This window comes from Enterovibrio makurazakiensis, assembly GCF_050336585.1.
GTDB lineage: Bacteria > Pseudomonadota > Gammaproteobacteria > Enterobacterales > Vibrionaceae > Enterovibrio > Enterovibrio gelatinilyticus.
On record NZ_JAKJSE010000007.1, the window covers coordinates 258,033 to 284,987 of the forward strand.

The 26,955-nt window shown below is 45.5% G+C and carries 26 protein-coding genes and 1 pseudogene; 13 read left to right on the forward strand and 14 right to left on the reverse strand.

All coding sequences use genetic code 11. The annotated features are described in order from the left end of the window. Position 1 precedes the first annotated feature (1 nt). From modB to L4D06_RS06090, 3 genes are all read left to right on the forward strand, one after another. Complete coding sequence (gene modB, locus L4D06_RS06080; RefSeq protein WP_274163059.1) at positions 2–694, forward strand: molybdate ABC transporter permease subunit; 693 nt, start codon at positions 2–4, stop codon at positions 692–694. Continuing rightward, a complete protein-coding gene (gene modC / locus L4D06_RS06085; protein WP_429738234.1) occupies positions 691–1,794 on the forward strand; it encodes a molybdenum ABC transporter ATP-binding protein ModC in 1,104 nt (367 codons plus the stop codon). The genes modB and modC overlap by 4 nt, the downstream gene beginning before the upstream one ends. A 171-nt stretch (positions 1,795–1,965) precedes the next feature. Further along, positions 1,966–2,391, forward strand: coding sequence for a hypothetical protein (locus tag L4D06_RS06090; protein WP_274163061.1), 426 nt, complete (start codon positions 1,966–1,968; stop codon positions 2,389–2,391). An 82-nt stretch (positions 2,392–2,473) separates the two neighbouring features. Here the strand turns inward: L4D06_RS06090 and L4D06_RS25500 are convergent, their stop codons facing one another. Continuing rightward, entirely contained in the window at positions 2,474–3,559 is a 1,086-nt protein-coding gene (locus L4D06_RS25500; RefSeq protein WP_489685842.1) for a methyl-accepting chemotaxis protein, read from the reverse strand. A 267-nt stretch (positions 3,560–3,826) separates the two neighbouring features. Here L4D06_RS25500 and L4D06_RS06105 point away from each other — a divergent pair, with 267 nt between their 5' ends. Then, the gene (locus tag L4D06_RS06105) at positions 3,827–4,279 is read left to right on the forward strand and encodes a GNAT family N-acetyltransferase (RefSeq protein ID WP_429738236.1); all 453 of its coding nucleotides are present in this window, start codon (positions 3,827–3,829) and stop codon (positions 4,277–4,279) included. Positions 4,280–4,427: 148 nt separating this feature from the next. Continuing rightward, on the forward strand, positions 4,428–5,984 hold the full coding sequence (locus tag L4D06_RS06110; RefSeq protein ID WP_429738238.1) for a BCCT family transporter: 1,557 nt from the start codon (positions 4,428–4,430) through the stop codon (positions 5,982–5,984). Between the two features lie 118 nt (positions 5,985–6,102). Here the strand turns inward: L4D06_RS06110 and L4D06_RS06115 are convergent, their stop codons facing one another. Genes L4D06_RS06115 through L4D06_RS06130 form a run of 4 tightly spaced genes read right to left on the reverse strand, consistent with a single transcriptional unit; the run spans position 6,103 to position 10,493 of the window. Further along, positions 6,103–6,711, reverse strand: a complete 609-nt coding sequence (locus L4D06_RS06115) for a nucleotidyltransferase family protein (protein ID WP_429738240.1) — start codon at positions 6,709–6,711, stop codon at positions 6,103–6,105. After that, on the reverse strand, positions 6,708–7,751 hold the full coding sequence (locus tag L4D06_RS06120) for an XdhC family protein (protein ID WP_429738242.1): 1,044 nt from the start codon (positions 7,749–7,751) through the stop codon (positions 6,708–6,710). The genes L4D06_RS06115 and L4D06_RS06120 overlap by 4 nt, the downstream gene beginning before the upstream one ends. A gap of 54 nt (positions 7,752–7,805) precedes the next feature. Further along, positions 7,806–10,025, reverse strand: coding sequence for a xanthine dehydrogenase family protein molybdopterin-binding subunit (locus L4D06_RS06125; protein WP_429738244.1), 2,220 nt, complete (start codon positions 10,023–10,025; stop codon positions 7,806–7,808). Continuing rightward, positions 10,026–10,493, reverse strand: coding sequence for a (2Fe-2S)-binding protein (locus L4D06_RS06130; RefSeq protein ID WP_274163068.1), 468 nt, complete (start codon positions 10,491–10,493; stop codon positions 10,026–10,028). It lies immediately after the preceding gene. 281 nt (positions 10,494–10,774) lie between these two features. Between L4D06_RS06130 and L4D06_RS06135 the strand changes: the two genes are divergently transcribed. Next, positions 10,775–11,662, forward strand: a complete 888-nt coding sequence (locus tag L4D06_RS06135; RefSeq protein WP_274163069.1) for an AraC family transcriptional regulator — start codon at positions 10,775–10,777, stop codon at positions 11,660–11,662. Between the two features lie 99 nt (positions 11,663–11,761). On the opposite strand, the gene L4D06_RS06140 is transcribed toward L4D06_RS06135, so the two are convergent. Then, on the reverse strand, positions 11,762–12,241 hold the full coding sequence (locus L4D06_RS06140; RefSeq protein WP_429738246.1) for a hypothetical protein: 480 nt from the start codon (positions 12,239–12,241) through the stop codon (positions 11,762–11,764). Position 12,242: 1 nt separating this feature from the next. Between L4D06_RS06140 and L4D06_RS06145 the strand changes: the two genes are divergently transcribed. The 4 genes from L4D06_RS06145 (at position 12,243) to L4D06_RS06160 (ending at position 17,277) form a co-directional block, all read left to right on the forward strand. Then, entirely contained in the window at positions 12,243–12,494 is a 252-nt protein-coding gene (locus L4D06_RS06145) for a hypothetical protein (protein WP_429738248.1), read from the forward strand. 26 nt (positions 12,495–12,520) lie between these two features. Continuing rightward, positions 12,521–13,981, forward strand: a complete 1,461-nt coding sequence (locus L4D06_RS06150) for a cobyric acid synthase (RefSeq protein WP_429738250.1) — start codon at positions 12,521–12,523, stop codon at positions 13,979–13,981. Positions 13,982–14,176: 195 nt separating this feature from the next. Continuing rightward, positions 14,177–15,232, forward strand: coding sequence for a 3-deoxy-7-phosphoheptulonate synthase AroG (aroG, locus tag L4D06_RS06155; protein ID WP_274163276.1), 1,056 nt, complete (start codon positions 14,177–14,179; stop codon positions 15,230–15,232). A gap of 596 nt (positions 15,233–15,828) precedes the next feature. Further along, positions 15,829–17,277: an MFS transporter gene (locus tag L4D06_RS06160; protein WP_429738252.1), complete on the forward strand. Its 1,449-nt coding sequence runs from the start codon at positions 15,829–15,831 to the stop codon at positions 17,275–17,277. Between the two features lie 122 nt (positions 17,278–17,399). On the opposite strand, the gene L4D06_RS06165 is transcribed toward L4D06_RS06160, so the two are convergent. The 5 genes from L4D06_RS06165 to folM all read right to left on the reverse strand — a co-directional run bounded on the left by L4D06_RS06165 (position 17,400) and on the right by folM (position 21,063). After that, complete coding sequence (locus L4D06_RS06165) at positions 17,400–18,527, reverse strand: amidohydrolase (protein ID WP_429738254.1); 1,128 nt, start codon at positions 18,525–18,527, stop codon at positions 17,400–17,402. 209 nt (positions 18,528–18,736) lie between these two features. Next, positions 18,737–19,306, reverse strand: coding sequence for a YceI family protein (locus L4D06_RS06170; RefSeq protein ID WP_429738256.1), 570 nt, complete (start codon positions 19,304–19,306; stop codon positions 18,737–18,739). Beyond that, complete coding sequence (locus tag L4D06_RS06175; RefSeq protein ID WP_429738258.1) at positions 19,303–19,842, reverse strand: cytochrome b; 540 nt, start codon at positions 19,840–19,842, stop codon at positions 19,303–19,305. The genes L4D06_RS06170 and L4D06_RS06175 overlap by 4 nt, the downstream gene beginning before the upstream one ends. A gap of 126 nt (positions 19,843–19,968) precedes the next feature. Next, a complete protein-coding gene (folX, locus tag L4D06_RS06180) occupies positions 19,969–20,331 on the reverse strand; it encodes a dihydroneopterin triphosphate 2'-epimerase (RefSeq protein WP_028022519.1) in 363 nt (120 codons plus the stop codon). 18 nt (positions 20,332–20,349) lie between these two features. Then, positions 20,350–21,063: a dihydromonapterin reductase gene (folM, locus tag L4D06_RS06185; RefSeq protein WP_429738260.1), complete on the reverse strand. Its 714-nt coding sequence runs from the start codon at positions 21,061–21,063 to the stop codon at positions 20,350–20,352. Between the two features lie 129 nt (positions 21,064–21,192). Between folM and L4D06_RS06190 the strand changes: the two genes are divergently transcribed. Continuing rightward, a complete protein-coding gene (locus L4D06_RS06190) occupies positions 21,193–21,900 on the forward strand; it encodes an SDR family NAD(P)-dependent oxidoreductase (RefSeq protein ID WP_429738262.1) in 708 nt (235 codons plus the stop codon). Positions 21,901–21,942: 42 nt separating this feature from the next. Here L4D06_RS06190 and L4D06_RS06195 read toward each other — a convergent pair whose 3' ends face one another. Beyond that, positions 21,943–22,467, reverse strand: coding sequence for a C40 family peptidase (locus tag L4D06_RS06195; protein ID WP_274163078.1), 525 nt, complete (start codon positions 22,465–22,467; stop codon positions 21,943–21,945). 188 nt (positions 22,468–22,655) lie between these two features. Then, positions 22,656–23,522: a LysR substrate-binding domain-containing protein gene (locus tag L4D06_RS06200; protein WP_274163079.1), complete on the reverse strand. Its 867-nt coding sequence runs from the start codon at positions 23,520–23,522 to the stop codon at positions 22,656–22,658. Positions 23,523–23,643: 121 nt separating this feature from the next. Between L4D06_RS06200 and L4D06_RS06205 the strand changes: the two genes are divergently transcribed. Continuing rightward, entirely contained in the window at positions 23,644–23,892 is a 249-nt protein-coding gene (locus L4D06_RS06205) for a DUF1127 domain-containing protein (protein ID WP_274163080.1), read from the forward strand. A 646-nt stretch (positions 23,893–24,538) separates the two neighbouring features. On the opposite strand, the gene L4D06_RS06210 is transcribed toward L4D06_RS06205, so the two are convergent. Continuing rightward, positions 24,539–26,545: an exoribonuclease II gene (locus L4D06_RS06210; protein WP_429738265.1), complete on the reverse strand. Its 2,007-nt coding sequence runs from the start codon at positions 26,543–26,545 to the stop codon at positions 24,539–24,541. A 173-nt stretch (positions 26,546–26,718) separates the two neighbouring features. On the opposite strand from L4D06_RS06210, the pseudogene L4D06_RS06215 reads away from it, so the two are divergent. Beyond that, positions 26,719–26,955 (forward strand): annotated as a pseudogene (locus L4D06_RS06215) (GGDEF domain-containing protein); the annotation flags it as partial.

The window sequence follows — 26,955 nt, forward strand, 5'->3', positions numbered from 1 at the left end:
TATGCTACTTACACCCATAGAGTGGGAAGCGCTGCTACTTAGCTTGAAAATTTCCGTGGTGGCCGTGTCAGCGAGCTTACCTTTGGGGATTGCGATGGCATGGGTGCTAGCCAGAAAGCAGTTCGCGGGAAAAGCAATCGTGGATGGGATAATTCATCTACCCCTTGTTTTGCCACCCGTGGTTATTGGCTACTTGCTATTGATTGTTATGGGCCGAAGAGGCGCTGTGGGTCAATGGTTATATGAAACATTTGGCGTTTCGTTTTCATTTAGCTGGAAGGGAGCTGCCCTAGCTTCCGCAGTGGTGGCATTTCCCTTGTTGGTGAGAGCGATTCGCTTGTCATTAGAGCTTGTTGATCAGAGACTCGAGCAAGCGGCGCGCACTCTAGGGGCTTCTTCTTGGCGCGTATTCTTTACGATCACATTGCCTTTAATCATGCCGGGCATCCTATCGGGGTTGGTACTGGCATTTGCGCGTAGCTTGGGAGAATTTGGCGCGACCATTACCTTTGTTTCAAACATTCCTGGAGAGACGCAAACCATTCCACTGGCGATGTTTGCGTTTATTGAAACCCCTGGAGCAGAGCAGAGCGTCGCTCGACTTTGTGTAATATCCATTGTTATCGCGCTACTGTCTCTTGTTGGGTCAGAATGGCTCAGTCGCCGAATGAAGCGCAGGATGGGTATTCAATGATTAGCTTGAACATGATGCTGCAGCGTGACAACTTTTCTTTGTCACTGAACGCGTCTATACCGTCTTCTGGTATCACCGCCATTTTTGGTCGCTCAGGGGCTGGTAAAACGTCGCTGATTAATGCGATCAGCGGGCTTGTCACACCGGACTCAGGTTCAATTCAGATTGGTGACCAAGTTCTTTTCGACAGTGAAAAGGGAATTAACCTGCCACCAGAACGCCGACGCATTGGATATGTGTTTCAAGACGCCAGACTCTTTCCACATATGTCAGTGTCTAAAAACCTAAAATACGGGTGCAAAACGTACAATCAAAACACATTTGATGAAGTGGTGACCTTGTTAGGGATAGGCTCGTTGTTGAGGCGTTATCCGCATGACTTATCTGGGGGAGAGAAACAACGTGTGGCAATTGGTCGCGCTTTGTTATCTGATCCTGAATTGTTGATCATGGATGAGCCCACAGCTTCGTTAGATGCACCTCGCCGTCAAGAGCTCATTAGTTATCTCTTACGCTTGGCGAAATCTCTTCATATACCCGTGATATACGTTAGCCACAGCTTGGATGAAATCTTACAACTCGCTGATCATATGCTGATGCTCAATCAGGGCGAAGTCGTCGCTAATGGCCCTTTGCATGACATTTGGGGATCGCCACCTATGCGACCTTGGTTGTCAGCAAAAGAACAGAGTGCATTGGTGACTGCAACGGTGGTAAAGAATCACCCCATTTATCCGATGACGCAACTTGATCTCCAAGGTCAGCCTCTATGGGTGCCAAAAGTAGAACAAGGGAAGGGCATATCACTTCGACTGCGTGTTTATGCGAATGACATTTCAATCGTGAAAACACAAGCTAGTGACACCAGCATTCGCAATGTCATCCCGTCAATCATTCACGCCATAGAGCGGGCGGACGCACAATCGTCAGAAAGTGCATATTGTCAGCTGGTGTTACGAGTTGGTGACGAGACATTGCTGGCGAATATCACTCAGTGGGCCTTGGATGAGCTTAACTTATCGGTTGGGCAGAAGGTATTTGCCCAACTCAAAGGTGTGAGTATTGCGCGAGGAGATTTGGCACAAAACCATCGCATTTAGTGACAATTAACTTGCGCACTTTCGCCCGTTTTTAAGTAGAATCTGCCGATACCGAATAGTGTGCGATGTGCCGCAAATCGGGCAGGTAAGCTTTAGATTAAGGGCGTTATCTCATGCGGATTGGATACTCTAGAAGAGTTGCAATCGAGTATGAGCAAGTAGGAGAAGTAAATGTTTGCATGGCTAACCGGCTTGTTTAAGAAAGAAACAATCAAGTCGACTGAGTGGGTTAAAAAGCTCATGCAAGCTAACCGAACGGGTAGCTACAGCAAATATAGAGAGTATTACGACAAGCATGTTTCTAGAATTCATGATTCATATCATAAGGATTTTTTGAGATTTGAACGGTTTGCTACTCAAAGTTACAAAAAAGATGACCAACGTGCTTTCATGGCAATTAAAACCGCGATGTACGCGCACAAGTTGGGTCAGATTAAAGTAGCGGCGTGTTTAACTGCCTCCGTAATCAATTTAAACAAAACCCTGGTAGAGAATCAGAAGGTTCAGTTGCACCCTAGATTACTGCGAGCTGCGCTGGCATTGCATAAACAGATAATTGAGTCTAACTCGAAGAAAAGAAGAAAAGTAAAAGCCTGATTAATCAGGCTTTTATGCTTTTTGAACGACACGTATCAACCCTAGCCCTGAGTCGTTGAGATGAAACGCTCGTGTTTAGGTGTTACTTGATGGCGCTCTCATTAATTAGCCTTTCAATGGAGGTAGTCACCTGAAGGCTACTGGTTTCCATTTTACGAAGATGCTCAACCATCGAAAGGAGATCTCCGCGGTTTCCTGCTTCAAGGGCAAATCGTCCTGAGTCATGCACTTGTTTATGCGGCGAATCAATCGCAGTGAATGATGGATAGGATTTGAAGTGCTTAGCTCCCTCACCGTTGAAATACCACTTACCCAAACGACACGCTGAATGATTGTTGACTTGCTGATTGAACTCATTATTACTGATGTGTTTGTAGACGGCGCTTTTCCATACAGCGTGATCCAACTTCACTGTGTTTAGGAAAGATGAAACTGCGGCGTTTTGTATAACACGTTGCATGTTCTTAGATTTATCGATTACCTGATAAACAACGGTTTCGATTTGGGAAGAAGAGGTTGCAACGTCTTCGGCTCCATGCTTACTTTCTTCAACGAGTGATTGAATATCGCGATTCTGCTCAATCACTTTTTTAACCAGATTTTCTATTTGGCTACTTGCTTCACCTGCTTTTCTGGCAAGTTGTCGAACTTCGTCTGCAACGACTGCAAAGCCTCGACCTGCCGCACCGGCTCTAGCTGCTTCAATTGCAGCGTTCAGAGCAAGAAGGTTAGTTTGTTCTGATATCTCTTGCACAGCAGCGACAAAGCGATTTATTGATGTTGTTGTCTGCGTCAACTCAGCGACTGCTTGTTGGTTTCTTTGTGCTTCTTGATTAATTCTGTTTGCGCGTGTGGAAAGGTTTGCGACGGCAGAAAGGGTATGCGCGAACATATCATCAAGAGCAGCAAGTTCATTCTTTTCTTCAACAAGCATATCGGCATTGCTGAGAAGACCCTCTCGGATGGTTTCTAACATTTCAGCACCCTGTTGTTGGCACTGACTGGTTTTCAGCAGGTTATCGATATGATTCTGCAAAGTGGAAATTTGCTCATCCTTTTCTTCTAACTGTTGAGTCATATTTGTCAGCTTGTCTTGATAATTGCTTTCAAGATCTCTGATTTGCGCGGAAAGCGCCATTTCACGCTCTTTGTTGTTCCAAAAAGCCATTGTGATTTCCTTGGTGTATTAGTGCACATGTCAACAATGGCGCGATTGTATTGATAATTCGATCATAAAACACCAAAAATTATCGAGTTTTTTTGTGATTAAAAATACACATTCTGACGTGTTACAAGCGAGTAATACTGAAGATGATGCAATTGAGTATATGTTGATTTCAATGACGAAAATTGTATCGAGTTAGTATTAATGTTATCTCTGTGGCTGTATTAATTTAGGGCGTTGATTGTTTCATTCTATCGCCAAGGATGGGTTATGGATTATCTGGTTAAACTTTATCAAAATGCGTTTTTAGAACCGCTGAGTGTGGCTGAAACAATCACGATCAGAAAGCCGATAGGAACAGAGAAGCACGTGGTGTTGGACTGGATCGGAGCGCAGTTCAATCAACGGTGGCAAAGTGAAGCTGCAACTGCATTCTCTCGTCACAATAGCCTTTTCATTGCTGTTCATGACAAGGAAATTGTGGGTTTTGCATGTTATGACGGAACCGCAAAAGGATTTTTCGGCCCCTTGGGCGTCAGTGAATTTGCTAGGGAGAAGGGGGTGGGTAAACAATTGCTTCGTAAGACATTAAATGCCATGAAGGAGGCCGGGTATGGATACGCGATTATTCCAACGAATAGCGAGGATTATTATCGCAAATACTTAGACCTCATTGAGATTAATGGGTCAGAGAAAAGCATCTACCATGACATGGTTGGTTGATGGCTCTTATAAACAATGACTTACTGTCATTTTTGCATCACGAATGACTATTGATGTAATGGAATATGCTTAGTGCACGAATAAAGTGATGGAGATCTCATTGATGTGCTGGTAGAGTGCTTTCCCTCACGCCCATTGTGAGAGCAGCATGACTTTTAAATCTATAATTTCTAGCGATAAACTCGTTTCAATCCTGACTGTCGGATTCTTTTCCGCATTTCTATTCGCAGCGACGATGGATATCTCGCACTTCTCTACCATCATCAATACGCTTTTCGGCCAAGTCGCACATTTATTTGGACCATTTTGGCAGTGGCTGATGGTGGGTAATTTCATTCTTGCCCTGATTGTTGCCCTGTCGCCTGCGGGGCGAATGACGTTGGGAAAACGCTCGAAGCCTGAAATTAGTACGTTCCGTTGGTTGTCTATGATCATGTGTACCTTACTCGCTGGAGGCGGCGTGTTTTGGTCAGCGGCTGAGCCTGTTTATCACTTCATGTCGGTACCTCCTACGTTTTCGGACGCGCAACCTGCCTCGAGCTCCGCGGTTTCTGCCGCACTCAGCCAAAGCTTCTTCCACTGGGGTTTTCTTGCCTGGGCTGTGCTTGGCACATTGTCGACGATCATATTGATGCACGCTCATCATCAAAAAGGCCTAAAACTCAGGCCTCGTGCGCTGTTGTACCCTTTGTTTGGTAAGCGCTTAGAAAATCATTGGTTTGGTGCGGTTGTTGATACGGTATCAATTATTGGTGTCGCGGCAGGTACGATTGGACCAATCGGATTTCTCGCTAGCCAACTCGGCTACAGTGTTGAATCATTGTTCGGTGTGGAAAACAGCTTAACGCTTCAGCTTTGTATCCTTTCCGCCGTTGTCGCTGCCTATTCCATTTCTGCCTTTTCTGGGATGGATAAAGGCTTGCAGTGGCTTTCAAAACTCAATGTAATTGGCGCAGTATTGCTTCTACTTGCTGTGTTGATTCTTGGGCCAACGGCGTTTATTTTTGAGCAGTTTGGTCATGCCTTCGGTCATTATGTGGTTAATTTTCCTGCAATGAGCCTTGGTGAGCACGAAGCGGGATGGATGACAGGGTGGACATGGTTTTTCTGGGGATGGTTCATTGGCTTTGCACCAATGATGGCTATTTTTATCGCTAAGATCTCCGATGGAAGAAGTATTCGAAATCTCGTTTTTGCCGTCGCCGTTTGTGCTCCAATTGCCACCAACTTTTGGTTCAGCGCGCTTGGTGGTACGGGGATATTCTTTGAACTCACGCAAGCGGGTAGCATTTCAGCCCCTCTGGCAGATGCAGGACTACCGGCAGTACTGATTGCAATGCTGCAACAGCTTCCGCTTCAGTTCATTCTTGTCCCTGCGTTTTTATTGCTTACCACCACTTTCGTCGCAACCACCGGAGACTCAATGGCTTATTCCATCGCCGTTGTGACATCGCAAAACACAACGCCATCAAAATATCATCGTCTGTTTTGGGCGTTGATGCTGGGTATCGTCGCAGGTGTATTATTGATGGCGGGTGAGGGTGGTTTAGGTGCTTTGCAATCGTTCATTGTTATTACCGCTGCCCCAGTATCGCTATTGGTTGCGGTTACCTTAATATGTGCACCAATCACCATTAGAGAAATGATGCGGCAGAATGCGCATGTTAACTCGGCTGATTTAGTGCCAGTATCACAAAGAGTTTGATGGCGGCCTGATGTAGCCATGTCCAAATAGAACGACGAAAAAGCCATCCCGATTTGGGGTGGCTTTTTGTTATTAATCCATCATTTACTTAATTAAATGGTTTGTATTTTGTTCAGTGCTACCAGAGCGATGACATATGGGTAAGGTAATGAACATAGTTCGCTAAGTCTTCTGGCGTATCGATATCAATATTGCACTGGTCCAAAGCGAGCTTATCGATAAGATGGGCTCTGTCCATGAGCAGCTTCTTTGCCCCTTCGTCACCTTTGAGCGCTTTGAGTTCATCAAAAACACGAGCATTGATGATGGCTGGAACACCAATGGTATCTGGGTATTGGCAACATGCTGCGTCTGATTGGTGACGCTCATAGACCTGACAAAGTAGTGCGACATTATCGCCAGTAATAGCGGGTTGATCGGCTAACAAAAATAGCAAGTCATCATAATCATCACACAAAGTGTGAGTGACATGGGATATCACGTCCCCAATACCTTGTTGCCAGTTGTCGATATAGAGCAGTTTCGCATTCCACTGGTTATCTGCTGCCGCTTGAGACAACGCTTTGTGCCAGTATCCAGTTGCAATATAAACATCAGGCGTAACCGCGTTGGCAGCCGTGATGCTTGATTCGATGAGAGGGCGATCGTTGATTAGAGCAAGTGCTTTGCAGCTGCCAAACCTTGAGGCTTTACCGGCAGCGAGAATAACGGCGGCGATTTTCTTCATTCTGATGGGGCACCACTGAACGACAAGGCGTTCGCATTGTTAAGTGTTGCAATACATTCTGAAAGCATAGAGATTGCGATACCTTCTGGCAATGCCGCGCCTAGTTTCAATCCGGCAGGTCCATGCAATTTACATGGGAACTGCGATGAAGACACTTGTGCCACCGAAAGGACTTCCTGCTTACGATGGATGGGTCCAAGTAGTGCAAGGTATTGGATTCTGGTTGTTGTTAATGCTGAAAGCACTGCCGCATCGAGTGTCACGCTGTGCGTCATGGTGATCACGGCATCAACGTTATAGTCGTTACAGTACGCTGATAGTAAATCAGCATCGCCGCGTAAGATCTCGTCAACACAATCAAAATAATCACGACGAGCATTCGCAGGACGAGGATCCCACAACGTTAGCTTCCAACCTAAATGATGAGCGAGATTAACCAACGGCCTGGCGTCAAACCCACCACCAGCAATCAATAAATGAACAGGGGGCTGAACATATGTTTTCAGCCATGTTTGTTCACCTTCCATGAATCGCTCGCCAATCGTTTCTTGATCGCTATGATGTTCATGCGGTGTTTGGGATACCATAAACTCAGCGCATTTTTCGCTCACGACTTCATGTAAAGAGGTCATAGGAATTTGCTGATAGTAGTAGCCGGATTGGCGAGCCAATAAGTGCTCGTAAACCGTGTTAAGTGATAGATAGTTGTTGTCTCGGGATATTGGATGAAGCACGATGTGCACTGTCCCTCCACACCCAATACCGAGTTGAAATGAGAGGTCATCTTCATCCTGACTGTCGTAAACCTGTGTGATGGGTTTTCCGGTTTCCATGACCTTTTTAGCGTGACGTTGAAGGTCTGATTCTAAGCACCCACCGCTTAGCATGCCTAGTTGCTGTCCAAAGCTGCTAAACAACATCATGGCTCCCGCTTTGCGATAGCAGGGACCTTCTGTTTTGAAAACAGTGCCGAGTACCCACTCGGCATTGTCTTTTTCCGGATACCACTGACTCAATAGATGAAGAAGGTGGTTTGACATAGTTTACGCATCCATTCTCGAACAATGATCAACAGCAATATGCTTGCTTTACCTTTATGACAGCTTCATGGGTAAGTCATAGAGACGTTTGCCAGTCGCTGCAAATACCGCGTTTGCCAGAGCAGGCGCGATAGGCGGCGTTCCGGGCTCGCCTACACCAGTTGGGGCTTCCGCTGAAGGGACAATGTGTACTTCAATATCGGGCATTTGAGGTCCTCTCAATACCTGGTAATCATGGAAGTTTGATTGCACTACCGCGCCATATTGTAGCGTGATTTCACTCAACAGAGCGGGTGACAAACCAAACCCGATACCGCCCTGCATTTGTGCTTCAATGATGTCAGGGTTAATGGCAACGCCGCAGTCGACGGCACAGACGACACGATCGACATGAATCTGACCGTTTTCAACTGTGACTTCGACCACTTGTGCGACAAAACTGTTGAACGATTCATGCACGGCGACGCCTCGTCCGCGACCTTTAGGTAATGGTGTTCCCCAACCAGATTTTTCAGCAGCAAGTTTCAGAACACCGAGATGCCGTGGGTGGTTTTTAAGGAGTGCTGCGCGAAACGCTACCGGATCTTTACCTGCTTGGTGCGCTAGTTCGTCGAAAAATGTCTCTGTCGAAAATGCCGTGTGTGTGTGACCGACTGAACGCCACCATACGACAGGGACGGGTTGAGAGACGGTATGAAGTTGTACCGAAAGATTTGGGATGGCATAAGGGAGTGTGGAAGCGCCTTCAACGGATGAGGCATCAACGCCATCTTTCACCATGAAGCCCTCGAAGGGGGAGCCTGCTGCGATAGATTGTCCAACAATGCGTTGCTCCCACGCCTCAATATTGCCATTTTCATCGAGAGAACCACGGATTTTATGCACGTACATAGGACGGTAGTAGCCCGCTCTCATGTCGTCTTCACGGGTCCAAACCAGTTTAATTGGCACACCCGGTTGGCTCTTGGCAATGTGTGCAGCTTCAAGCACATAGTCTGACTGAGGATTCGCTCGACGCCCAAAGCTCCCGCCAGCAAACAACGTGTTAATGCTTACGTTTTGCGGCTTCAATCCCAACACGGCTGCCACTGACATTTGGTCGACGGTTTGCAGTTGTGCACCATACCAAAGTTCCGCTTTTTCACTATCAGCGACAACGACGCAGTTCATGGGTTCCATGGGGGCATGAGCGAGGTAGGGGAAGTAGTAGGTGGCTTCCACTACGTTTTTGGCCTTGGAAAGGATGTCTGGCGCATTACCATCGCTGCGTGCTGGAAGGCCCCGGCTTTGGGCGAGTTCGACGTACTCGGATTTCATTTCTGCGGTGTTTTTATTGAATGCTGAGCGATCCCATTTGATTTGGAGCTTGTCTCTTCCGACCTTTGCGCTCCAGAAGTCCTTGGCAATAACGGCAACGCCATTTGGGATTTGCACGACATCAACAACCCCAGAGGATGCTTTTGCTTCGGTCGCATCAAAAGAGACAACCCTGGCACCAAAAGCGGGTGGATGAGCAACAAGGGCTGTCAACATGCCTTCCAATTGGACATCTTGGGTATACAGTGCCGTTCCATTACTCTTGCCTTTGTCTTTGCGCGGCGTGCCTGTTTTACCAATGAGTGTGAATTGGTCGGGGCTTTTGAGCGTGATTTGCTCATCGGTTGGTACGGATTGCAGAGCGGCAAGCTCTGCCATTTGACCAAAGGTGGCAGACTTTCCCGATGTTTGATGGGAAATGACACCTTGGCTGACGAGAACTTCAGAAACGGGCACTTCCCATACTTTAGAGGCTGCGCTAACAAGCATGGCACGTGCTTTGGCTCCTGCGTATCGCATTTGCATGAAGGAGTTCGCGATGGCTGTGCTGCCGCCAGTCCCTTGAACGGGACCAAAGAGAAGATTGTTATATTCCTGTGCGTTAGAAGGGGCGGCTTCAGTTGATACCTTTCCCCAATCCGCATCGAGTTCATCTGCTGCAATGGTCGCGAGGCCAGTGGTGACACCTTGCCCCATGTCCAAATGCTTGATAATAATCGTGACGGTGTTATCTACACCAACACGAATGAATGCATTGGGTGAAAATTCAGCACTAGAGATGTCTGTGTCTGTTTTGTTTTCCGCTGCGAAGGTTGGCAAGTGAACGCCCAGCGTGAGTCCTGCGCTCGTGGTTGAAATCAGTTTGATAAAGCTCCTGCGGCTAGTACCAAGTTCGCCCTGAACGGCTTTTTGATTGTCGTTTTGCTTAGGGGCGTAGCCATTAAATATATTTCTCATTTATACGCCCTCTTTTAGTTCACTAGCGGCATCTTTGATGGCTTGTCGAATACGAACGTAGGTAGCACAGCGGCAAATGTTGCCAGACATGGCTGCATCAATATCGGCGTCTGTCGGGGAGTTATTGGTGGCGATGAGGGCACTTGCCGCCATGACCTGACCAGATTGGCAATAACCACATTGGGGGACTTCGAGTTTTTCCCACGCAGTTTGTATGAGTGTGGCTGCTTGAGATTCGATGCCTTCAATTGTCGTAATCTGTTGACCTACGACGGCAGAAACAGGGGTAACACATGAACGTATTGGCTGGCCGGCTAAATGCACGGTGCAAGAACCGCACTGAGCAAGGCCACAACCAAACTTAGTGCCAGTGAGTTTGAGGTTGTCTCGAATAGCCCACAACAGCGGGGTATCTGCGGGTACGTCTAAGAGGTAATCCTGTCCGTTGATATTGACAGAAAAGGCCATGGTTATCTCCTTCCTTAGTTCTATTGCGACATCAGCTTCATGACGCGATGAGTTCCGTAATGACATTAGCTCGATAGTGATATTTCTATTCGAGTCATTCCAAACGCCTTTGCATGTAGAAATCGCTTGCAGTAACTATGGCTAACAAATGACCCGTCGGTTATCGAGATTTTCTCTATTCCTTGCCTAAAACTACGGAATATCAGTTTGGTATCACTTAAGTCGCTTAATCAGTGTCATAATTCTACGGAAGCGGCAAAATAAGTAGGGATAGCATAAATATGCAATTTGAGTCATTTCTGGCTGATCAAGTGGCAGGACTCGTTGAGGGGGAAGGGTGTCACTCCTCAACCATTGAAGGAATGAATCTGTTTCTATGCTCTTCAAATGTGTCAGTGATCCCCATCGTGTTGCAGCCTGCAATTTGCTTTGTACTTAGGGGGCAGAAACGTGTTATCACGGGGAAATCTTCGTATATCTACAATGCGAACAGCTATCTCATTAATTCGGTGACAAGACCTGTTGAAGCGACCTTATCTGACGTCAGTAAAGATAGGCCTTATGTAGGAGTCAGTCTCGCTATTGACCAGCACTTAGTGGGTCAGTTAATGATGGAGATGGCACCTTGGCAACAAGAATCAACGGAAGAGCAGCAAATGGCGCTGACCCATTCGACGAATTTGACTGAACCGATCGCAGAGGTGATTCAGCGTTTGGTGGATACGCTTGATAACCCGATGGATCAGGAAATACTTTCAGGATCGTTGAAGCGAGAATTGTACTACCAAGTCTTGAAAGGCCCGTGTGGAGGATTGTTAAGAAACAGTGTGAGCAATCACGCGGGGGCGAATCGTATTGCTCGTGTTGTTCATTACCTTGAGCAGCACTTCGAGCGTAATATTGATATTGAAGAAATTACACGCGTAGCCGGAATGAGTTCATCCACTTTGCATGAACATTTTCGCAAGGTCACCTCGGTATCACCTATGCAGTATGTAAAGTCATTACGTTTGCATAAAGCTCGTTCGATGCTTTCATCGGGGCTTCAGGTTGCGGAAGTGTCATATGGGGTTGGCTACAGCAGCCCATCCCAATTTAGTCGGGAATTTAAACGCTATTTTGGGTTTACACCCAGCGAAGCCCGTTCTTTGATAGGCTCGCTAGGTTAGTTTGGAATATTTGTTTGGTGCTACTAACCCAAAAAACGGCAAGTAGAAACCTGCCGTTTTTTGCATAGAAAAAGGGTATTGTTCGTTAGTCTGCTGGTATCAAAACTCGAAACGAACGTTGAAGTAAAATTGTTCTTTATACAGGCCATTGGCTCGGTAATTTAACCCGATGGACAGCAAGTCGGTGGAATGAAATCGCCCGCCTAATTCTACGACACTTCGTGTATCGTCGGAGTCAAAAGCCACCTGACCTACAAGCAGATTTGCTTCAATCTGTGGCAGTATCCAAGCTCTCACACCTACATTGACCCCGTAAGCGAGTTCGCCAAAATCATGTTTATCATCTTCTGGGAACTTCACTGAATAGATTCTTGCGTCGCCATGAACATCAACAAAACCATTGATGGGGGCATGAAAACCCGCGCCGCCAGAAGCAATCCAGTCTCCTTCAAATTGGCTGCTTCCGCTCACTACAAAATGAGCGCCGTCCATAAAGGCTAACTGGCCAGTTGCACCCAAACCAGATGGGTTACCAGTGAAGCCAATCTCTAAATTGTTGTAGTTAAAATTGGTCGCCATTGTGGATGCAGAAAAAACAGCTGCCAAAGCAAATACCAATCGGATCACGCGTAGTTTTATTAATCGTTTCACAGCATTCCCTGCCTTTTTCAAACTTGTAACAATGTATGAAGTGTATGAGTTGCTGGCGCAAAACTTTAGTGGCGAGGTCTATAACTTTGACCACAACGGCAAACAATTTCTTAGCAATGGGTTGCGTTGGCATTTTTTTGCAAACAGTGTGGTATCTTTGCACGCTTCATCAGTGGTTTAGATTCAAAAACAGAATTAGGTCTTCTCATGCTTCCAACTTCTCGCGCTCTCATGGTGCAAGGTACGACGTCTGACGCAGGAAAAAGTGTACTTGTGGCGGGGCTAGGTCGCCTACTCGCGCGCCGGGGTATTCATGTCGCTCCGTTTAAATCTCAAAACATGGCATTAAACAGTGCGGTCACCGCTGACGGGGGTGAGATAGGGCGTGCACAGGCATTTCAAGCATTCGCCTGCGGTGTTGAACCAACGGTGCATATGAACCCCATTTTGCTTAAGCCCAACTCAGATTGCGGTGCACAAATAATCGTGCAAGGTAAAGCGGCGGAATCCATGAATGCGATAGGGTTTCAGTCGTATAAAAAGTTCGCAATGACACCCGTAATGGAATCTTTTTCTATTCTTCAGAAGCAGTTTGACTGTGTGTTGATAGAAGGGGCGGGTAGCCCTGCGGAAGTGAATCTACGCGAGAATGACATCGCCAATATGGGGTTCGCCGAAGAGGCGGACGTTCCTGTGATCATCGTTGCCGATATTGATAGAGGCGGTGTGTTTGCGCACTTAATCGGTACTTTGGACTGCTTGTCTCAGTCAGAACGCGATCGTGTCATCGGTTTTGTCATCAATCGCTTTCGGGGTGATATCTCTTTGTTAGAGCCGGGTCTTGATTGGCTCGAAGAGAAAACCGGAAAACCCGTGATTGGAGTTGTGCCATATCTTCAGGGGCTCATGCTGGATGCCGAAGATGCCATTGATGTGTCTCAGACTCAATCGACAGAAGGCGATGTGCTTAATATTGTTGTCCCTGTCGTCCCGCGAATCAGCAACCATACTGACTTTGATGCCCTTCGAATTCATCCACAAGTGAACTTACAGTTTGCTGCGCCAGGTAAACCGCTTCCTCCGTGCGATCTCATTATTCTTCCTGGTAGCAAAAGCGTGATTTCGGATTTGACGTCAATTCGTAATTACGGTTGGGACCATCAAATTGCAAAGCACCTAAGATATGGCGGTAAAGTCATGGGAATCTGTGGCGGCTATCAAATGCTTGGCAATCGCATCGAGGATCCTCATGGGATTGAGGGAACGATGCTTAAGACAGATGGTCTTGGCTATTTGGATACGCATACTGTGATTGAACGAGAAAAAGTGCTCACCCGAACAGTAGGCACGCTGACACTCGGTGGTGAGCGAGCAAAAGTGACAGGTTATGAAATCCACATGGGGGTGACATCGTCAAAGGGACAGACCCTTATTACGTCAGAAAATGGGCAAGACGGCCTCATTAATACGGACCAAAACGTTCTAGGTACATACTGGCATGGGGTGTTCGATTCACCTGAAGCGTGTTCGCTATTGTTAGCATGGGCAGGTTTAGGAGAAGTAAAGGAAATAAGCCTAGAAGCCGAAAGGGAGCGTAGTATCAATGCGTTAGCTGACGCATTGGAAGCGTCGTTGGATATGAGTAAGCTCTGGGCGTCCAATTTTTAAACTAGAAACAAAGCCAATAGCACATAATTTCCGTTGGTCAATATATTGATGCGATAAAAATTATTAAATATCTGTAAAAATAGGTTTGCACTCTGTTGGGAATGGCGATAAGTTATCAATCATTATGTAGGGAAACACATTGTTCAACCTTAGGTATGAATAGTGATTAGCGAGCAGCAAGGTGAAAGAATGAGCATTTATCAAACAGACGACGTACGCATTAGCAACATCAAAGAACTCTTGCCACCTGTGGCAGTGTTGGAGAAGTTTCCGGCCACTGAAAAAGCGTCTGAGACTGTGTTTAATGCTCGTCAGGCAATCCACAATATTCTCAATGACAATGATGATCGACTGCTGGTTATCATTGGCCCATGTTCAATCCATGACCCAGAAGCTGCTGTGGAATATGGAAAGAAACTCAAAGCGTTGCGTGATCTTCATGCTGATAAGCTTGAAATTGTTATGCGCGTTTACTTTGAAAAACCACGTACTACTGTAGGTTGGAAAGGCTTAATCAACGACCCGTACATGGATAACAGTTTCCAGCTTAACGATGGTTTAAGAATTGGTCGCAAGCTGCTTCTGGATATCACCGATATGGGTCTTCCTACGGCAGGAGAGTTCCTTGATATGATCACGCCTCAATATATGGGGGATCTGATTAGTTGGGGAGCAATCGGCGCACGCACAACTGAATCTCAGGTTCACCGTGAGCTGTCTTCTGGTTTGTCATGCCCTGTAGGTTTTAAAAATGGTACGGACGGGAACATCAAGATTGCAACAGATGCAATTCGTTCTGCAGAATCCCCACACCATTTCCTCTCTGTGACTAAATATGGTCATTCAGCCATTGTAGAAACCGCAGGTAATGAAGATTGCCACATCATTCTTCGTGGTGGTAAAGAACCAAACTATTCCGCAGAACATGTTTCGGCTATTACAGCTCAGCTGGATGCGGCGAAGCTACGTAATAAGCTGATGATTGACTTCAGCCATGCAAACAGCAGTAAAGATTTCAAACGTCAGGTGATTGTTGCGGATGATGTTGCTAATCAAGTTGCTGGTGGAAATGATGCAATCTTCGGTGTGATGATTGAAAGCCACTTGGTTGAAGGTCGTCAGGACTTAGTTGATGGCAAAGCACCCGTCTATGGTCAAAGCATTACCGATGCATGTATTGGCTGGGAAGACACTGAGCAAGTGCTTCAACGCCTGGCTGATGCAGTCAATGAGCGACGTGCTGCTAAATAAGCGCTAGTCACTCACGCGCCTAATTCGCAAAGCACAAACTCCTAAAGCCAGTAGGTAAATGATACCTGCTGGCTTTTTTGATCTTTGCGAACTATCAGTCCCGTTTAGATCCGTTGGCTACAAGCGTATTGTATTCACCAATATGGTGCACAGGAGTATGCAATCGGCGCTTTAACGCTATATAGAGAAAGCGCTTTCGTTACATTTCAATAACAATGCGTGTGTGTTGTGTATTTATAGTCAAATTATAACTATCTGATTGTAAAGAACTATATTAATTATGCATTGTGTACGACATCGCTCTTCTTTGTGTCTCTATATTGCGATGTGTTACATCAACATCCATTTTACTGTTTGCTCTATCACTTATGCGTAAAATACTGTAATTTCATAACAGTTTAGTTGATAGTTCTGTGACGATGGGCTAAACCACGCTATATACAGTAAATATTGTGACTATCATTTCTCACCGCAAAAGAAAGCGCTTTCAAAGTGATGTAATGTGGTCAACTCTTCTTTGGTGTCAGTTTGAAGTGACTCGCAACACCTAGTTAGTATTGCGATACCAAATTCACAAACGGTTAACAAGAAGAGCGATGTCACAGATAGAAGCGACAGAAAATCACAACATGGAAGCGAAAAAAAGCGTGCCTACGGCTCAAAAGGGTGCATACGGTTCCGGTACGTTAGTACTTAACCTGTTACCCGGCGCATTAGGTGTGTTCTCGTTCTTCCTGATTACTGCATTTGGAATTGACCCATTTCTAGCAGGATTGCTGGGTGGCCTTCCAAGACTCTTTGATGCAATTACTGACCCAATAATGGGTTTTATAACGGACAACACCAAGTCGCGTTGGGGACGAAGAAGACCTTACATTGTTGTCGGTGCCATTCTTAGTGGCGTATTTTTTGCGCTACTCTGGCAACTTGATCCTGAAGCATCTCAAGCGTACAACTTTTGGTATTTCCTCATTTTCTCGCTGATCTTCACCATTGGTAACACCATGTTTGCAACGCCATTTGTAGCCCTCGGTTATGAAATGACCTCAGATTACAATGAGCGCACACGCTTAATGGCATTTGCACAGACTATGGGTCAAATCGCATGGATGATTGTGCCTTGGTTCTGGGTATTAATTGCTGATCCTGAGCTTTTCCCTTCACAGGCAGAAGGGGTTCGTGAGTTGTCCCTTTATGTTGCTGGAGCGTGTATTGTTCTGGGTATTTTGCCAGGCCTGTTCTGTAAGGGTATTGACGATAGCAAAATGGAGAACCGTGCTGAAATCTCCTTTGCAACACTTTGGACAAATTTGATTTCTGTGTTCTCGGGTATCAAGAAGGTCTTCAAAAATAAGCCGTTTGTAAAACTTTGCGGTGCGACATTTTTGGTGTTCAATGGTTTCCAATTAGTGGCTTCGTTTAGCTTCTTCATCATCGTCTTTCATATGTTTGATGGTGACTATGGCGCAACAGGTAGTTGGCCAGCTTGGTTTGCAACTGTCAGTGCAATGACCACCGCATTTTTGGTTATCCCAATCATCAGCTATATGGCGAGCAAGCTTGGAAAGCGTAATGCATTCATCATTTCAACCCTGATCTCAATCGTTGGATACGGTCTAAAATGGTTCAGCTTTGACCCATCTAACCCATGGTTGATCTTTATGCCAATTCCTTTGATGTCATTCGGTATTGGTGGGCTGTTCACTCTGATGATGAGCATGACGGCAGACGTATGTGATATGGATGAGCTTGCTAACGGTATGCCACGTCGTGAAGGTACCTTTGGTGCTATTTATTGGTTGATGGTCAAACTTGGTCAGGCTTTGGCGCTTATCTTAGGTGGCCTAGTGATTAAGATGGTTGGTTTTGATCCAGGTGCCGCGAGTCAATCGGCAGAGACGCTCGTTCAGTTACGTCTTGCTGATATTCTTATTCCAGCATCGACGGCGGCATTGGCAGTTCTCGTGATGTGGAATTACGATTTGTCTGAAGAGAAAGCACGTGCAATCAAAGCGAAGCTTGTAGAGTTACGTGGCGAGCTATAAATCTACAATAAGTATCTTATAAATGTGCCCATGAGCACGAGTATAGATAGTCTGAAGGATGAGCTTTGCTCATCCTTTCTTTTTTTGCAGTATGTTAGCTGTTACTGGTTCGACTCATAGAGTTAGGTTCTAAGCCCATTCATATCTTTAATGATTTGTTCAAAGAGCTTGCTTGAGATATCGATCAAGGTGTCGGGGAAGTCGTAGTGCGGGTCATGAAGAGGTGGGTGTTCTGCACCACTTCCTATTCCAAAAAAAGCCGACGGCCACGCCTTCGAATACTCTGAAAAATCCTCAGACCATCGCATAGGCTCTTCAAGATTGACAAAGTCAAAGCCTAGATCTTTGCATGCTTGTTTGAGCAGCATGTTGGCTTCGCTATGGTTAATGGTCGCGCTGAATGAATCGACCCAGTTTATGTCGAGTGTTAGTCCATCACGATCTGCATAGTACTGTGCTCGCTCTTTGACATGATCACAGAGTGACGCAAAGCTTTTGTTGCTGTCACTTCTTAAGGTGGCCATCAACTCACCGCTCTCTGGTGTCGTCCCAAATGCAGGCTTTCCTAAGTTGATGTGGACGATAGTCGACATAGTTAGACCGTTTTTTATGGTAGAAGGGAAGCCTTCTATATCAATCATGAGTTGCCTAATGGCACGTGAAGGGTTGATTGCCGTTTCCGGATAAGCGGCATGCGCGGTAGTGCCAGTAAATTTGACAGAAACACCCGTTGATGCACATGAAAATGTGTTATCTCTGCAGAGTATTTGGCCTAGAGGGAAGCCGGGCACGTTGTGATAGCCGAACGCATAATCAATATGTCCTTGCGACCACTTGTCATCAGCGAGCATAGATCTTGCGCCTTCACCATTCTCCTCAGACGGTTGAAAGAGTAGCGTCACAGAACCTCGCTGTAGGTTTTGCTCAGAGAGTCTATGTGCTAACCCCATTAGGCTTGCTGAGTGGCCATCGTGACCACAGGCATGCATAACCCCGAAGCGTTGTGAACCGTGTTCATGGTTTGCGCGTTCGTTGATGGGAAGTGCGTCCATATCAGCACGAAATAGAAGCTGAGGACCTGCTTGATCACTTTCAATTTTTACAATAACGCCGTGCCCTCCAATCCCTTCAAGGGGGGCATAACCAAACGTACGCAACGTATCTGCAATCACTTTTTGAGTTTCTTTTTCATTTCCAGAGAGTTCTGGCATTTTGTGCAAATGGTGTCGAAACAGAATTGGGTTGAACATTGCTCCACCAAGCTTGCTGAAATCAGCCCCACACTCTACGCGCTGATATAGGCTATTTATGTGATCTAGATCGACTATGTAAATGGATCAGATCAGAGTTGTCTTTCCGTAAATCTGAGTCTACCGATAAGGCGTATTGGGAAGGAAAAAGAGGGCAGGCTTTCGCCTGCCCTCAATCTAAAAGGGGGAATTACTTAACGGCAGCCGTATTATTGACGAACACCTTCAACATGAAGTTCTAAGTCAACATAACTAGATGCGCCCATGACGGCAATATCGTAGTCTTTTAGTTCCAAGCGTGTCGAACCTTCAAAGCCAGCACGGTAGCCACCCCACGGGTCACTGCCAGCGCCAATGAAGTTGGCTTGAATCGCAATTGGATTTGTTTTGCCATGCAAGGTCAGGTCACCATTGACAGTCAGAGTTCCATCGCTATTTTCTTCTATCGTTGTACTCTTAAATGTCGCAGTCGAATATTTTGATGCATTGATAAAGTCGTCACTGCGCAAGTGTTTGTCACGCTCTGCGTGATTAGAATCAAGGCTAGTGGTATCGATGTTCACGGTGATGTTGGAAGCCGTAACATTGCTTGGGTCATAAGAAAAGTTACCACTGAAATCATTGAAGCGACCTTTGATAAAGCTATAACCTAGGTGCGGCACTTTGAAGTTGATAGATGCGTGAGCGCCATTGGTATCGATGACATAATCATCAGCTAATGCAGTGGTAGAGAATACTGTTGCTACACCAAGCCCTAGAGCAATAAGCGTCTTTTTCATTTTGATTTGCCTCCAATCATTTTCCGTAACGTATTATCTTTATCAATAAAGTGGTGCTTAAGTGCAGCGGCGGCATGCAAAATCACCAAGCCAATCAGCCCATAAGCGGCATAGTAATGAATGTTTCCAGCGATATCGGATTGATCAGGGAACAGCTCCCCGAATGATGGCACTGAGAACCAATCAAAAACCTCAATTGGACGTCCATCAGAAGTGGAAATTAAATAACCTGAAGTGAAGATCACGAGCAAAAGCACGTAGATGATGTTGTGCGCAGCATGTGCAGCGATCTTTTCGAATTGGTTGCCTTCAATATTTGGTGTCCCTTTAACAGTACGCCAAATAAGACGAAAAATCGTTAGAGCGGCAAGACAAATACCAACAGATTTATGCCAATGGGGAGCCGTTTTGTACCATGTACTGTAGTAGGTCAAATCGACCATCCACCAACCTGCTGCAAACAGCCCAATGACAACCAGAGCACTTAGCCAGTGTATTAAGCGTAAAGTAAGGCTGTATTGCTCAGTTCTTTCCATTTCCGAAACGTGTCCATGTGATTAGTGTTAATGAGAATTATAATCAACTAATCGGAAAGGTTAAGCTGCCAACCCTGAACGACTTGTTCGAAAAATTAGAAGAAACTATTGGTGTAACGATGAATGTCACTCTTCTTGCTGCCAACTTAGGCTGAGCGATACTGAGTCTGCAAACCTTAAAGCATGTGGTTTATCGATGGTGACGCGTGCAAACGTCACCCAATGATGGCTCTTTGCGATGTCTAGTACGCTGGAAACCAGTTTCTCGAGTAACAAGAAGCGCCCATTTTCAACGTGATCGATAATCGCTTTCGTAATGACTTTGTAATTGAGTGCTTCATCTACCACATCACTAGAGCATGCTTTGTCACCGGGGTAATGAATTTCAAGATTGAGCACGACATCTTGCTTCTTTTCTTGTTCATCAGGATTAAAGCCGATGTAAGTGCGTAGGCGAAGATTGGTAATGGTGATAATCGCATTTTGCATAGCTGTCATTCCATCTTGTTATTTTAGTGCTCGACCACCGTCAAGGTTGACGCTTTGGCCAGTCATATAATTGCTGTTCAAAATGAAGTCTACCGCGTTGACCACCTCGATTTCTCCAGGTGCCATTTTCATCAAAGACTTCGACAGCGCTTTCTGTTTGTATTCTTCATCGTCATTCGCATTAAACATAATCAACGCGGGAGCGATGCTGTTCACTTTGATTTGTGGGGCAAGCTTTTGTGCAAAAGAGAGCGTTAAATTCTCCAATGCTGCTTTACTTGCCGCGTAGGCGATGTGTTTTGCGCTACCTTTTCTTACAACATAATCAGTAAAGTGAATGATGTCACTGCCTGCCTGATTATTTGTGCACATAAACGGGGCGAGGGCCTGATTGAGCAAATAAGGCGCTTTAACATGTACTTGCATCATTTGGTCTAGCAGGGCGGCATAATCATCCGTGTTCTTTTCAGCATTCCAATCCGATGCATTGTGTATTAGCGCTCGAATGGAAATATTTTTTTCGGCCAAAGTACGGGCAAATTGATGAATACCTGCATCAGAGCCAAAATCTGCTTGAATGCAGTCAACACCACATTCTCTTAGTGTTTCAACGCCAGGTTTTTCGGTGCGATAAGAGACAATGACTTTGTTTCCATCTTCAGCAAAGTGTTTGGCAAGGGCATAGCCAATTCTTTGACCCGCGCCAGTGATCACTATGGTGCTTTGGCTCATATATAACTAATCCAAGATAAGCGAAATTTTGTTTGCCGGATTCCATACGAATTAGCCAACAAAAAGATCAGTGAACAATTTGTTAATCAATGATTACATGATTTTAGCAGAATACACTTAAGGAATATGATGCAGAAGACGGTATTGGTGGCTGGCTCACATGGCGGGGTTGGAACAGCCTTAGTTGATGGATTTATCGAAAATGGTTATGAGGTTATAACGATTAGCCGAACGCAAATGAATGATAGCGAAAAGCACTTGCGTATTGATATGAGCGAATCGAGTAGCATCGATGTTATACGAGATTGGATAGCACCATATATGTCTGAATTAATAGGTATTGTTAACTGTGCGGGCATTTTATATGACGCCCAACACAAGCCGGAAAAAAATCTAAATCAAGTGACAGGTGAATGGCTAGAGGAATCTATGAAGGTCAATGTGTTATCGCATTTACATCTTGCGCAAGCAGTAGGCACTATGATCACGTCTCAATCGAGCCTTAAATGGATTTCTTTGAGTGCGAAAGTCGGAAGCATCGAAGACAACTTATCAGGGGGGTGGTATAGCTATCGAATGACCAAAGCAGCCCTCAACATGTTCCTCAAAACACTGTCTATTGAATGGCAGCGTCGTGCCAGCAAGAGTTCAGTGATAGGCATGCACCCTGGCACAACTCAAAGTACGCTTTCTGAACCATTCACGAGAAATTGGCCAAAGGAAAAATTGTATTCCCCGACGATTACCGCCAACAGAATCATTACGCAATTCGAGCGAATGGACGCAAATAGCTCTGGGCATTTGTATCATCACGATGGTTCGATTATTCCGTGGTAAACCTAAGTAATCTGATGGGAGAAATCATGTTTATCATTCAGTCTAAGGCAAATAGTTTCTGATTTGCCAAATTCGGGCGGACCAATAAGGGTTGTCAAGCGTTGAAATCATGACGCCTTTTGATGACGAAGCATGCATGAATTGTCTGTCACCAATATAGATGCCAACGTGATAACGCTGAGAGCCGGTTTTGAAAAAGATAAGATCACCAAATGAGGCTGACTTGAGAGATGTTTTACTTCCTTTTGTCACCTGTTGTCTTGTGGTTCGTGGTAATGAATGTTGAAAAACAGCTTGATACGCTTGCTGAGTAAATGCGGAGCAATCTATCCCTCTTTTGGAAGCGCCCCCCCAGCGATAAGGTGTCCCTTGCCACTCTTCAAAATATTGAATGAGAGCGAGATTAAATGGTTGTTCTGGGTTAGCCACAGGTGCCAATGAGTTAGGCCTATTGGTGTTGTAAAACGAACCTGTTGACGAAGAAGCATGGTCTGATTGTGTAGATTCACAACCAATGAGGGACATGCAGGCGAGAGCAATTGCGTTACAGGTAATCAGTGTGCGCATTTCTAGGTAAAACACCTGCTATTGGTCAATGTTCTGAGTCTAAATATGCATATCGTGCTGAGCAATAGTCATTGCTCAGCAGTGTTTGCCGTTTCTCACGAATAAGGCAATATACCCAAACAATCTGAAGGCCTCTGAAATCGAGCATCTTCAGGTTGATTGGGAATAAGCTATCAGAATACTGTCGATTAAGCGGCATTTTGATTGCGTCGGATATACCATTCAGTAATGTAATCAGCCAGAGCAAGTACGGCTGGTTCACTTGCCCCAGGCTTAAGGCTTAGCCCACTGGCAATTGACGTCTCCAAGGAATGCCCGTTTAGCGACTCAAGTAAATCCATACTTTCGGTCACTGAACATGCGGCGATAAGCGACACGGCCATACCCGACTCAATAGCGGCATTCAAACCATGAAAATCTGCCGCAGACAATGTTACCTGATAAGGCACGCCAGCTCGGTCCAGAATATCCATAGCAAGTCGTCCCCAGCGACAATCAACTTCGACAGCCAGTGGTAAAGGTCGATCCTTACAAAACGTAATATGCTTGGCTTTGGCCCAAACCAACTTTTCAGTAAATAACTGGGTGGCGGGGTAGCTTTGATCATGAATATTGATGAGTGCGAGATCTAGGCGTCCATCGCGTACTTGTTTGAGTAAGCGTTGACTGCTGTTACTTTGAACGGATAGCTGCAAGTTAGGGTATCGCTCTGAAAATCCAGTCAGAATGCGTCGAAAAACAAGATTGACGTAATCATCGCAAACCCCAAGTTTTACGGTCCCATTCATCTCAGGGCTATGGAAATGGGCCATCGCTTCATCATTTAGTACAAGCATTTGTCTAGCAAAACTTACCAGCGTCATACCATGCGAGGTAAGTACATGGCGGCGACCTTGCTTTTGAAACAAAGCCACACCGGCGACTTCTTCTAGTTTTTTCATTTGCATACTGACGGCAGATTGTGTCCGGTGAACACTGTTTGCTGCAGCCGCGAAGTTGCCACAGTCTACGATGGCAACGAGGGTTCTGAGCTGGTCGATATCAAAGTTAGTCATACTTCAGCCCCTTTGAAGTTTTTAGTTAGAAATATTGGCTTTTCTTAACAATTAAATTGTTTAATTATTGAACTGTCAAGTCTGGGGGCCAAATAGAACAAGATCACGAGGAGTCATCATCATGAAGAGTAAAGCGGCAAGAACAGAGTGCGTGCAGCAACCCATAAGCATGTCTCTCGCAAAGAAAAACCTAAATGGCGGCTTCATTGCGAATGTGATTCATCGTGTGTGGTCTGAGTGGCGTCGGTATCAGCTGATCCAAGAGCTTGAACACAAACGAAACGATGAGCACTTTTTGTGTGATGTTGGTCTAACGCGCGCTCAAGTTGACGAAAAACTTAGGCAGTTGAGGCGTCAAAAACCTTTGTAAAAACCGAATTTAATGAATCGAGTCCTTTGGCAATATGCATCGCATATCCAACCGTATCTTTGTATGAAGATGCGGTTTTTTTTTGCACTAGGTCATGTGATAGCAAGATTAGTATTTGTCTCACTAATGAGGTGGCATGGGGGGATTTGTATCTTTAATATGTTCGTCATTCTACTGTGGCGTAATACTGTTTGTCACAGCGACGAATTTACACAGATAAATCGTAGAATTAATTAGACATTGAATTGGATAATCCTAATTTCAACGTCTAAGCTTTAGGTAACATGATGAGCAACAACACGATTTAGGCATTTCGCTGTGTTGCTTCTTTAGAATATTTGAATAAAAACGAGGTTTGCAAAGAGCAAACTGGCTTGGACACTAAACAATTGTCAGGATTTGGTTTGGCCGCCGACAACCTAATGATTGGTCCAATTTTGGCGTTACTGCATAGCTGAACTTTACTTTGCGCAAGCAATGAAAAGTCAAATAGTAACCTGACCCGGCTCCATGGACCGGGTTTTTTATTGCCTGAAATTCAAGTATTGCTCAGACATACAAAAATTATCGAGATGGTCAAGAAAGCGAAAGACACAAAAAAGCCAGACGATGTCTGGCTTTTCTGATTGTGAATGACGATGAGTGATTATTCGCTTTTAGCGTCAACCGTTACGTCAGCCTCATTTTTTTCAGCGACGACCGCAAATTCTCTTGTCGGTTTGCCAACAATCGAACGCGTCGGTTCTTTGATATCGGTGATAATCACTTCAATTTGATCGCCGAGTTGGAATTCTTTATTGCCATCTACAGAAAGAGTTCCCGCCTCTGCATTGCATTCGACGCGTTTTTTGTTTTCACAAATCAGCGAACCAGGAATGAAAGTCATCGCACCGTTCTCCAGTAAGCGAACTCGCATACCTGCACGGTTGATATCGAAAATTTCCGCAAGGAAGGTTTTCTTCTCACGGACGCTGTCTTTCAACAAGCGCACATACAGCCAATCAGAAACATCACGTTCCGCCATGCGGTGGTGTTTGCGATGTAACGCAAGCTCTTCTCCGATCATGTCGTCAGGAGTCTGTGCAGCTGTTTCGCCACGAACGATGGCTTTGAGTAAGCGATGGTTAATCATGTCGCCATACTTACGGATAGGTGATGTCCATGTTGCGTAAACATCTAGACCCATCGCGAAATGCGGCAACGGTGCATTTCCTACTTCACTGTATGACTGGAACTTACGAATGCGGTTATCAAGATAACTGGTTTCTTGAGTGTTCAACCAACGACGTAGGGCACTGAAGCCTTCGATAGTTGCGAGATTATCAGCTGAAACGTCACCACCGTGTTGATTGATGAGCTCAACAACGTCGGCCATTTTTTCAGGTGAAAAACCTGCGTGCGTATTAAACACACCAAAACCGAAATGCTCACGAAGGGCGCGACCAGCACAAATGTTTGCTGTGATCATCGCTTCTTCGACCATGCGGTTCGCGATACGGCGAGCATCAACATGAATCGCAACAACATCGTTATCTTCACTGAGTTCGAAGCGGTAATCCGGACGATCTGGGAAGGTGACGGCATGGGTTTCACGCCAGTTAACGCGCACTTTTGCTAGGCCGTGAAGGGCATTTACTTGTTCTGCAATGATGTCGTTAGGCTGCCAATTCTCGCAGTGTCCGTTTTCCAACCAATCGGATACGTTGTCATAAGCCAAACGAGCTTGAGACTTAATCGTTGCAGAAAAGAAGCTCGCATTGTCGGTGATGGTGCCGTCTGCTTGAACGGTGACACGGCAGCAAAGTGCAGGACGAATTTCTTCTTCACGTAAAGAACACAGGTCATCGCTTAACTCACGCGGTAGCATTGGAATATTGCGACCTGGCAAGTAAATCGTGTAGCCACGATCGCGTGCTTGTTTGTCTAATTGAGTATTCTCAGCAACATAAGCAGTTGGATCCGCAATCGCGATGGTGAGGGTAAACGTGCCATCGGCATTCGCAACGGTATAAAGCGCATCATCCATGTCTTTGGTTGACGCATTATCAATCGTAATGAACGGCAAGTGAGTGAGATCTTCGCGTACCAAAGATTCATCCAACATCTCCCAATGGTCTTGAGGTGCTGGTTCTTGGTTTGGGAGATTGTGTTTCGCGAGCGTTACCCACCAAGGCGCAATTTTGTCGTTTGCATCGGTAATTTTCTCACTGATTTCACAGAAGAAACCGTTTTCACCGTTTAGAGGGTGACGGATCAATGAAGCCACGACCCAATCGCCTTCTGACAATGCGTCATGGCTTAACCCTTTGCGAGTCTTGGCACGAATAGCATCTTTAAGCTGTGGGCTGTCCGGCACAACATTCAATTTGTCGCGAATCATTTTAACGCGGCCAATGAATCGCGTGATAGATTGCTCTATTAGCTCATCCGGCTCAGCCAGTTCTTTTTCTTTTTCGGTGCGGATCAGAGCTACGACCTTGTCACCATGCATGACTTTTTTCATGTAGATAGGGGGGATGAAGTAGCTAGTTTTGTTGTCTACTTCAAGAAAGCCAAAGCCTTTTTCAGTCGCTTTGATCGTGCCTTCTTTTTTAGGAATGGTTTCTTTAATCTGTTGTTTAAGTTGTGCAAGTAACGGGTTGTCTTGAAACATTAGCCTGATCTCAAAATGTGAACCGCAACACTATACGTATTCGAGCCACTAAATCCAAGGTGTGTAATCTAACAATTTGTTGATAAAGACGGGCTAAATCTTCGTGTCTACTCCCAAAGTTGATGTAACGGGAATGCTAAATTGAATGCTGATGACAGAATGACTCTCAAGGAATGAAGCAAACGAGTAAGCGCATGGAAAGTGCTGAGTTAGAGAGTCCGATTGCAGCCCTGATCATCGATGACACGTTAGAAGCGTGGTGCGAAGGAGTGTTTAATCGCTTGATTGACGAAAATAATGCCAAGAATTCGGCGTTATTTCTGTGGATTAATGGTGAGTTGGTGCTTGCTGCGAGCCAAACTCAGCATGTTTTTAATTTTTATTCGCACTTTAAACCCAGTGAAGAATAC

What these genes read in the sequence shown, in the direction of transcription:
- modB (WP_274163059.1), top strand. Translation starts at nt 2, where the DNA reads ATGCTACTTACACCCATAGAGTGGGAAGCGCTGCTACTTAGCTTGAAA.
- modC (WP_429738234.1), top strand. Translation starts at nt 691, where the DNA reads ATGATTAGCTTGAACATGATGCTGCAGCGTGACAACTTTTCTTTGTCA.
- L4D06_RS06090 (WP_274163061.1), top strand. Translation starts at nt 1,966, where the DNA reads ATGTTTGCATGGCTAACCGGCTTGTTTAAGAAAGAAACAATCAAGTCG.
- L4D06_RS25500 (WP_489685842.1), bottom strand. Translation starts at nt 3,559, where the DNA reads ATGGCTTTTTGGAACAACAAAGAGCGTGAAATGGCGCTTTCCGCGCAA.
- L4D06_RS06105 (WP_429738236.1), top strand. Translation starts at nt 3,827, where the DNA reads ATGGATTATCTGGTTAAACTTTATCAAAATGCGTTTTTAGAACCGCTG.
- L4D06_RS06110 (WP_429738238.1), top strand. Translation starts at nt 4,428, where the DNA reads ATGACTTTTAAATCTATAATTTCTAGCGATAAACTCGTTTCAATCCTG.
- L4D06_RS06115 (WP_429738240.1), bottom strand. Translation starts at nt 6,711, where the DNA reads ATGAAGAAAATCGCCGCCGTTATTCTCGCTGCCGGTAAAGCCTCAAGG.
- L4D06_RS06120 (WP_429738242.1), bottom strand. Translation starts at nt 7,751, where the DNA reads ATGTCAAACCACCTTCTTCATCTATTGAGTCAGTGGTATCCGGAAAAA.
- L4D06_RS06125 (WP_429738244.1), bottom strand. Translation starts at nt 10,025, where the DNA reads ATGAGAAATATATTTAATGGCTACGCCCCTAAGCAAAACGACAATCAA.
- L4D06_RS06130 (WP_274163068.1), bottom strand. Translation starts at nt 10,493, where the DNA reads ATGGCCTTTTCTGTCAATATCAACGGACAGGATTACCTCTTAGACGTA.
- L4D06_RS06135 (WP_274163069.1), top strand. Translation starts at nt 10,775, where the DNA reads ATGCAATTTGAGTCATTTCTGGCTGATCAAGTGGCAGGACTCGTTGAG.
- L4D06_RS06140 (WP_429738246.1), bottom strand. Translation starts at nt 12,241, where the DNA reads ATGGCGACCAATTTTAACTACAACAATTTAGAGATTGGCTTCACTGGT.
- L4D06_RS06150 (WP_429738250.1), top strand. Translation starts at nt 12,521, where the DNA reads ATGCTTCCAACTTCTCGCGCTCTCATGGTGCAAGGTACGACGTCTGAC.
- L4D06_RS06160 (WP_429738252.1), top strand. Translation starts at nt 15,829, where the DNA reads ATGTCACAGATAGAAGCGACAGAAAATCACAACATGGAAGCGAAAAAA.
- L4D06_RS06165 (WP_429738254.1), bottom strand. Translation starts at nt 18,527, where the DNA reads ATGTTCAACCCAATTCTGTTTCGACACCATTTGCACAAAATGCCAGAA.
- L4D06_RS06170 (WP_429738256.1), bottom strand. Translation starts at nt 19,306, where the DNA reads ATGAAAAAGACGCTTATTGCTCTAGGGCTTGGTGTAGCAACAGTATTC.
- L4D06_RS06175 (WP_429738258.1), bottom strand. Translation starts at nt 19,842, where the DNA reads ATGGAAAGAACTGAGCAATACAGCCTTACTTTACGCTTAATACACTGG.
- folX (WP_028022519.1), bottom strand. Translation starts at nt 20,331, where the DNA reads ATGCAAAATGCGATTATCACCATTACCAATCTTCGCCTACGCACTTAC.
- folM (WP_429738260.1), bottom strand. Translation starts at nt 21,063, where the DNA reads ATGAGCCAAAGCACCATAGTGATCACTGGCGCGGGTCAAAGAATTGGC.
- L4D06_RS06190 (WP_429738262.1), top strand. Translation starts at nt 21,193, where the DNA reads ATGCAGAAGACGGTATTGGTGGCTGGCTCACATGGCGGGGTTGGAACA.
- L4D06_RS06195 (WP_274163078.1), bottom strand. Translation starts at nt 22,467, where the DNA reads ATGCGCACACTGATTACCTGTAACGCAATTGCTCTCGCCTGCATGTCC.
- L4D06_RS06200 (WP_274163079.1), bottom strand. Translation starts at nt 23,522, where the DNA reads ATGACTAACTTTGATATCGACCAGCTCAGAACCCTCGTTGCCATCGTA.
- L4D06_RS06205 (WP_274163080.1), top strand. Translation starts at nt 23,644, where the DNA reads ATGAAGAGTAAAGCGGCAAGAACAGAGTGCGTGCAGCAACCCATAAGC.
- L4D06_RS06210 (WP_429738265.1), bottom strand. Translation starts at nt 26,545, where the DNA reads ATGTTTCAAGACAACCCGTTACTTGCACAACTTAAACAACAGATTAAA.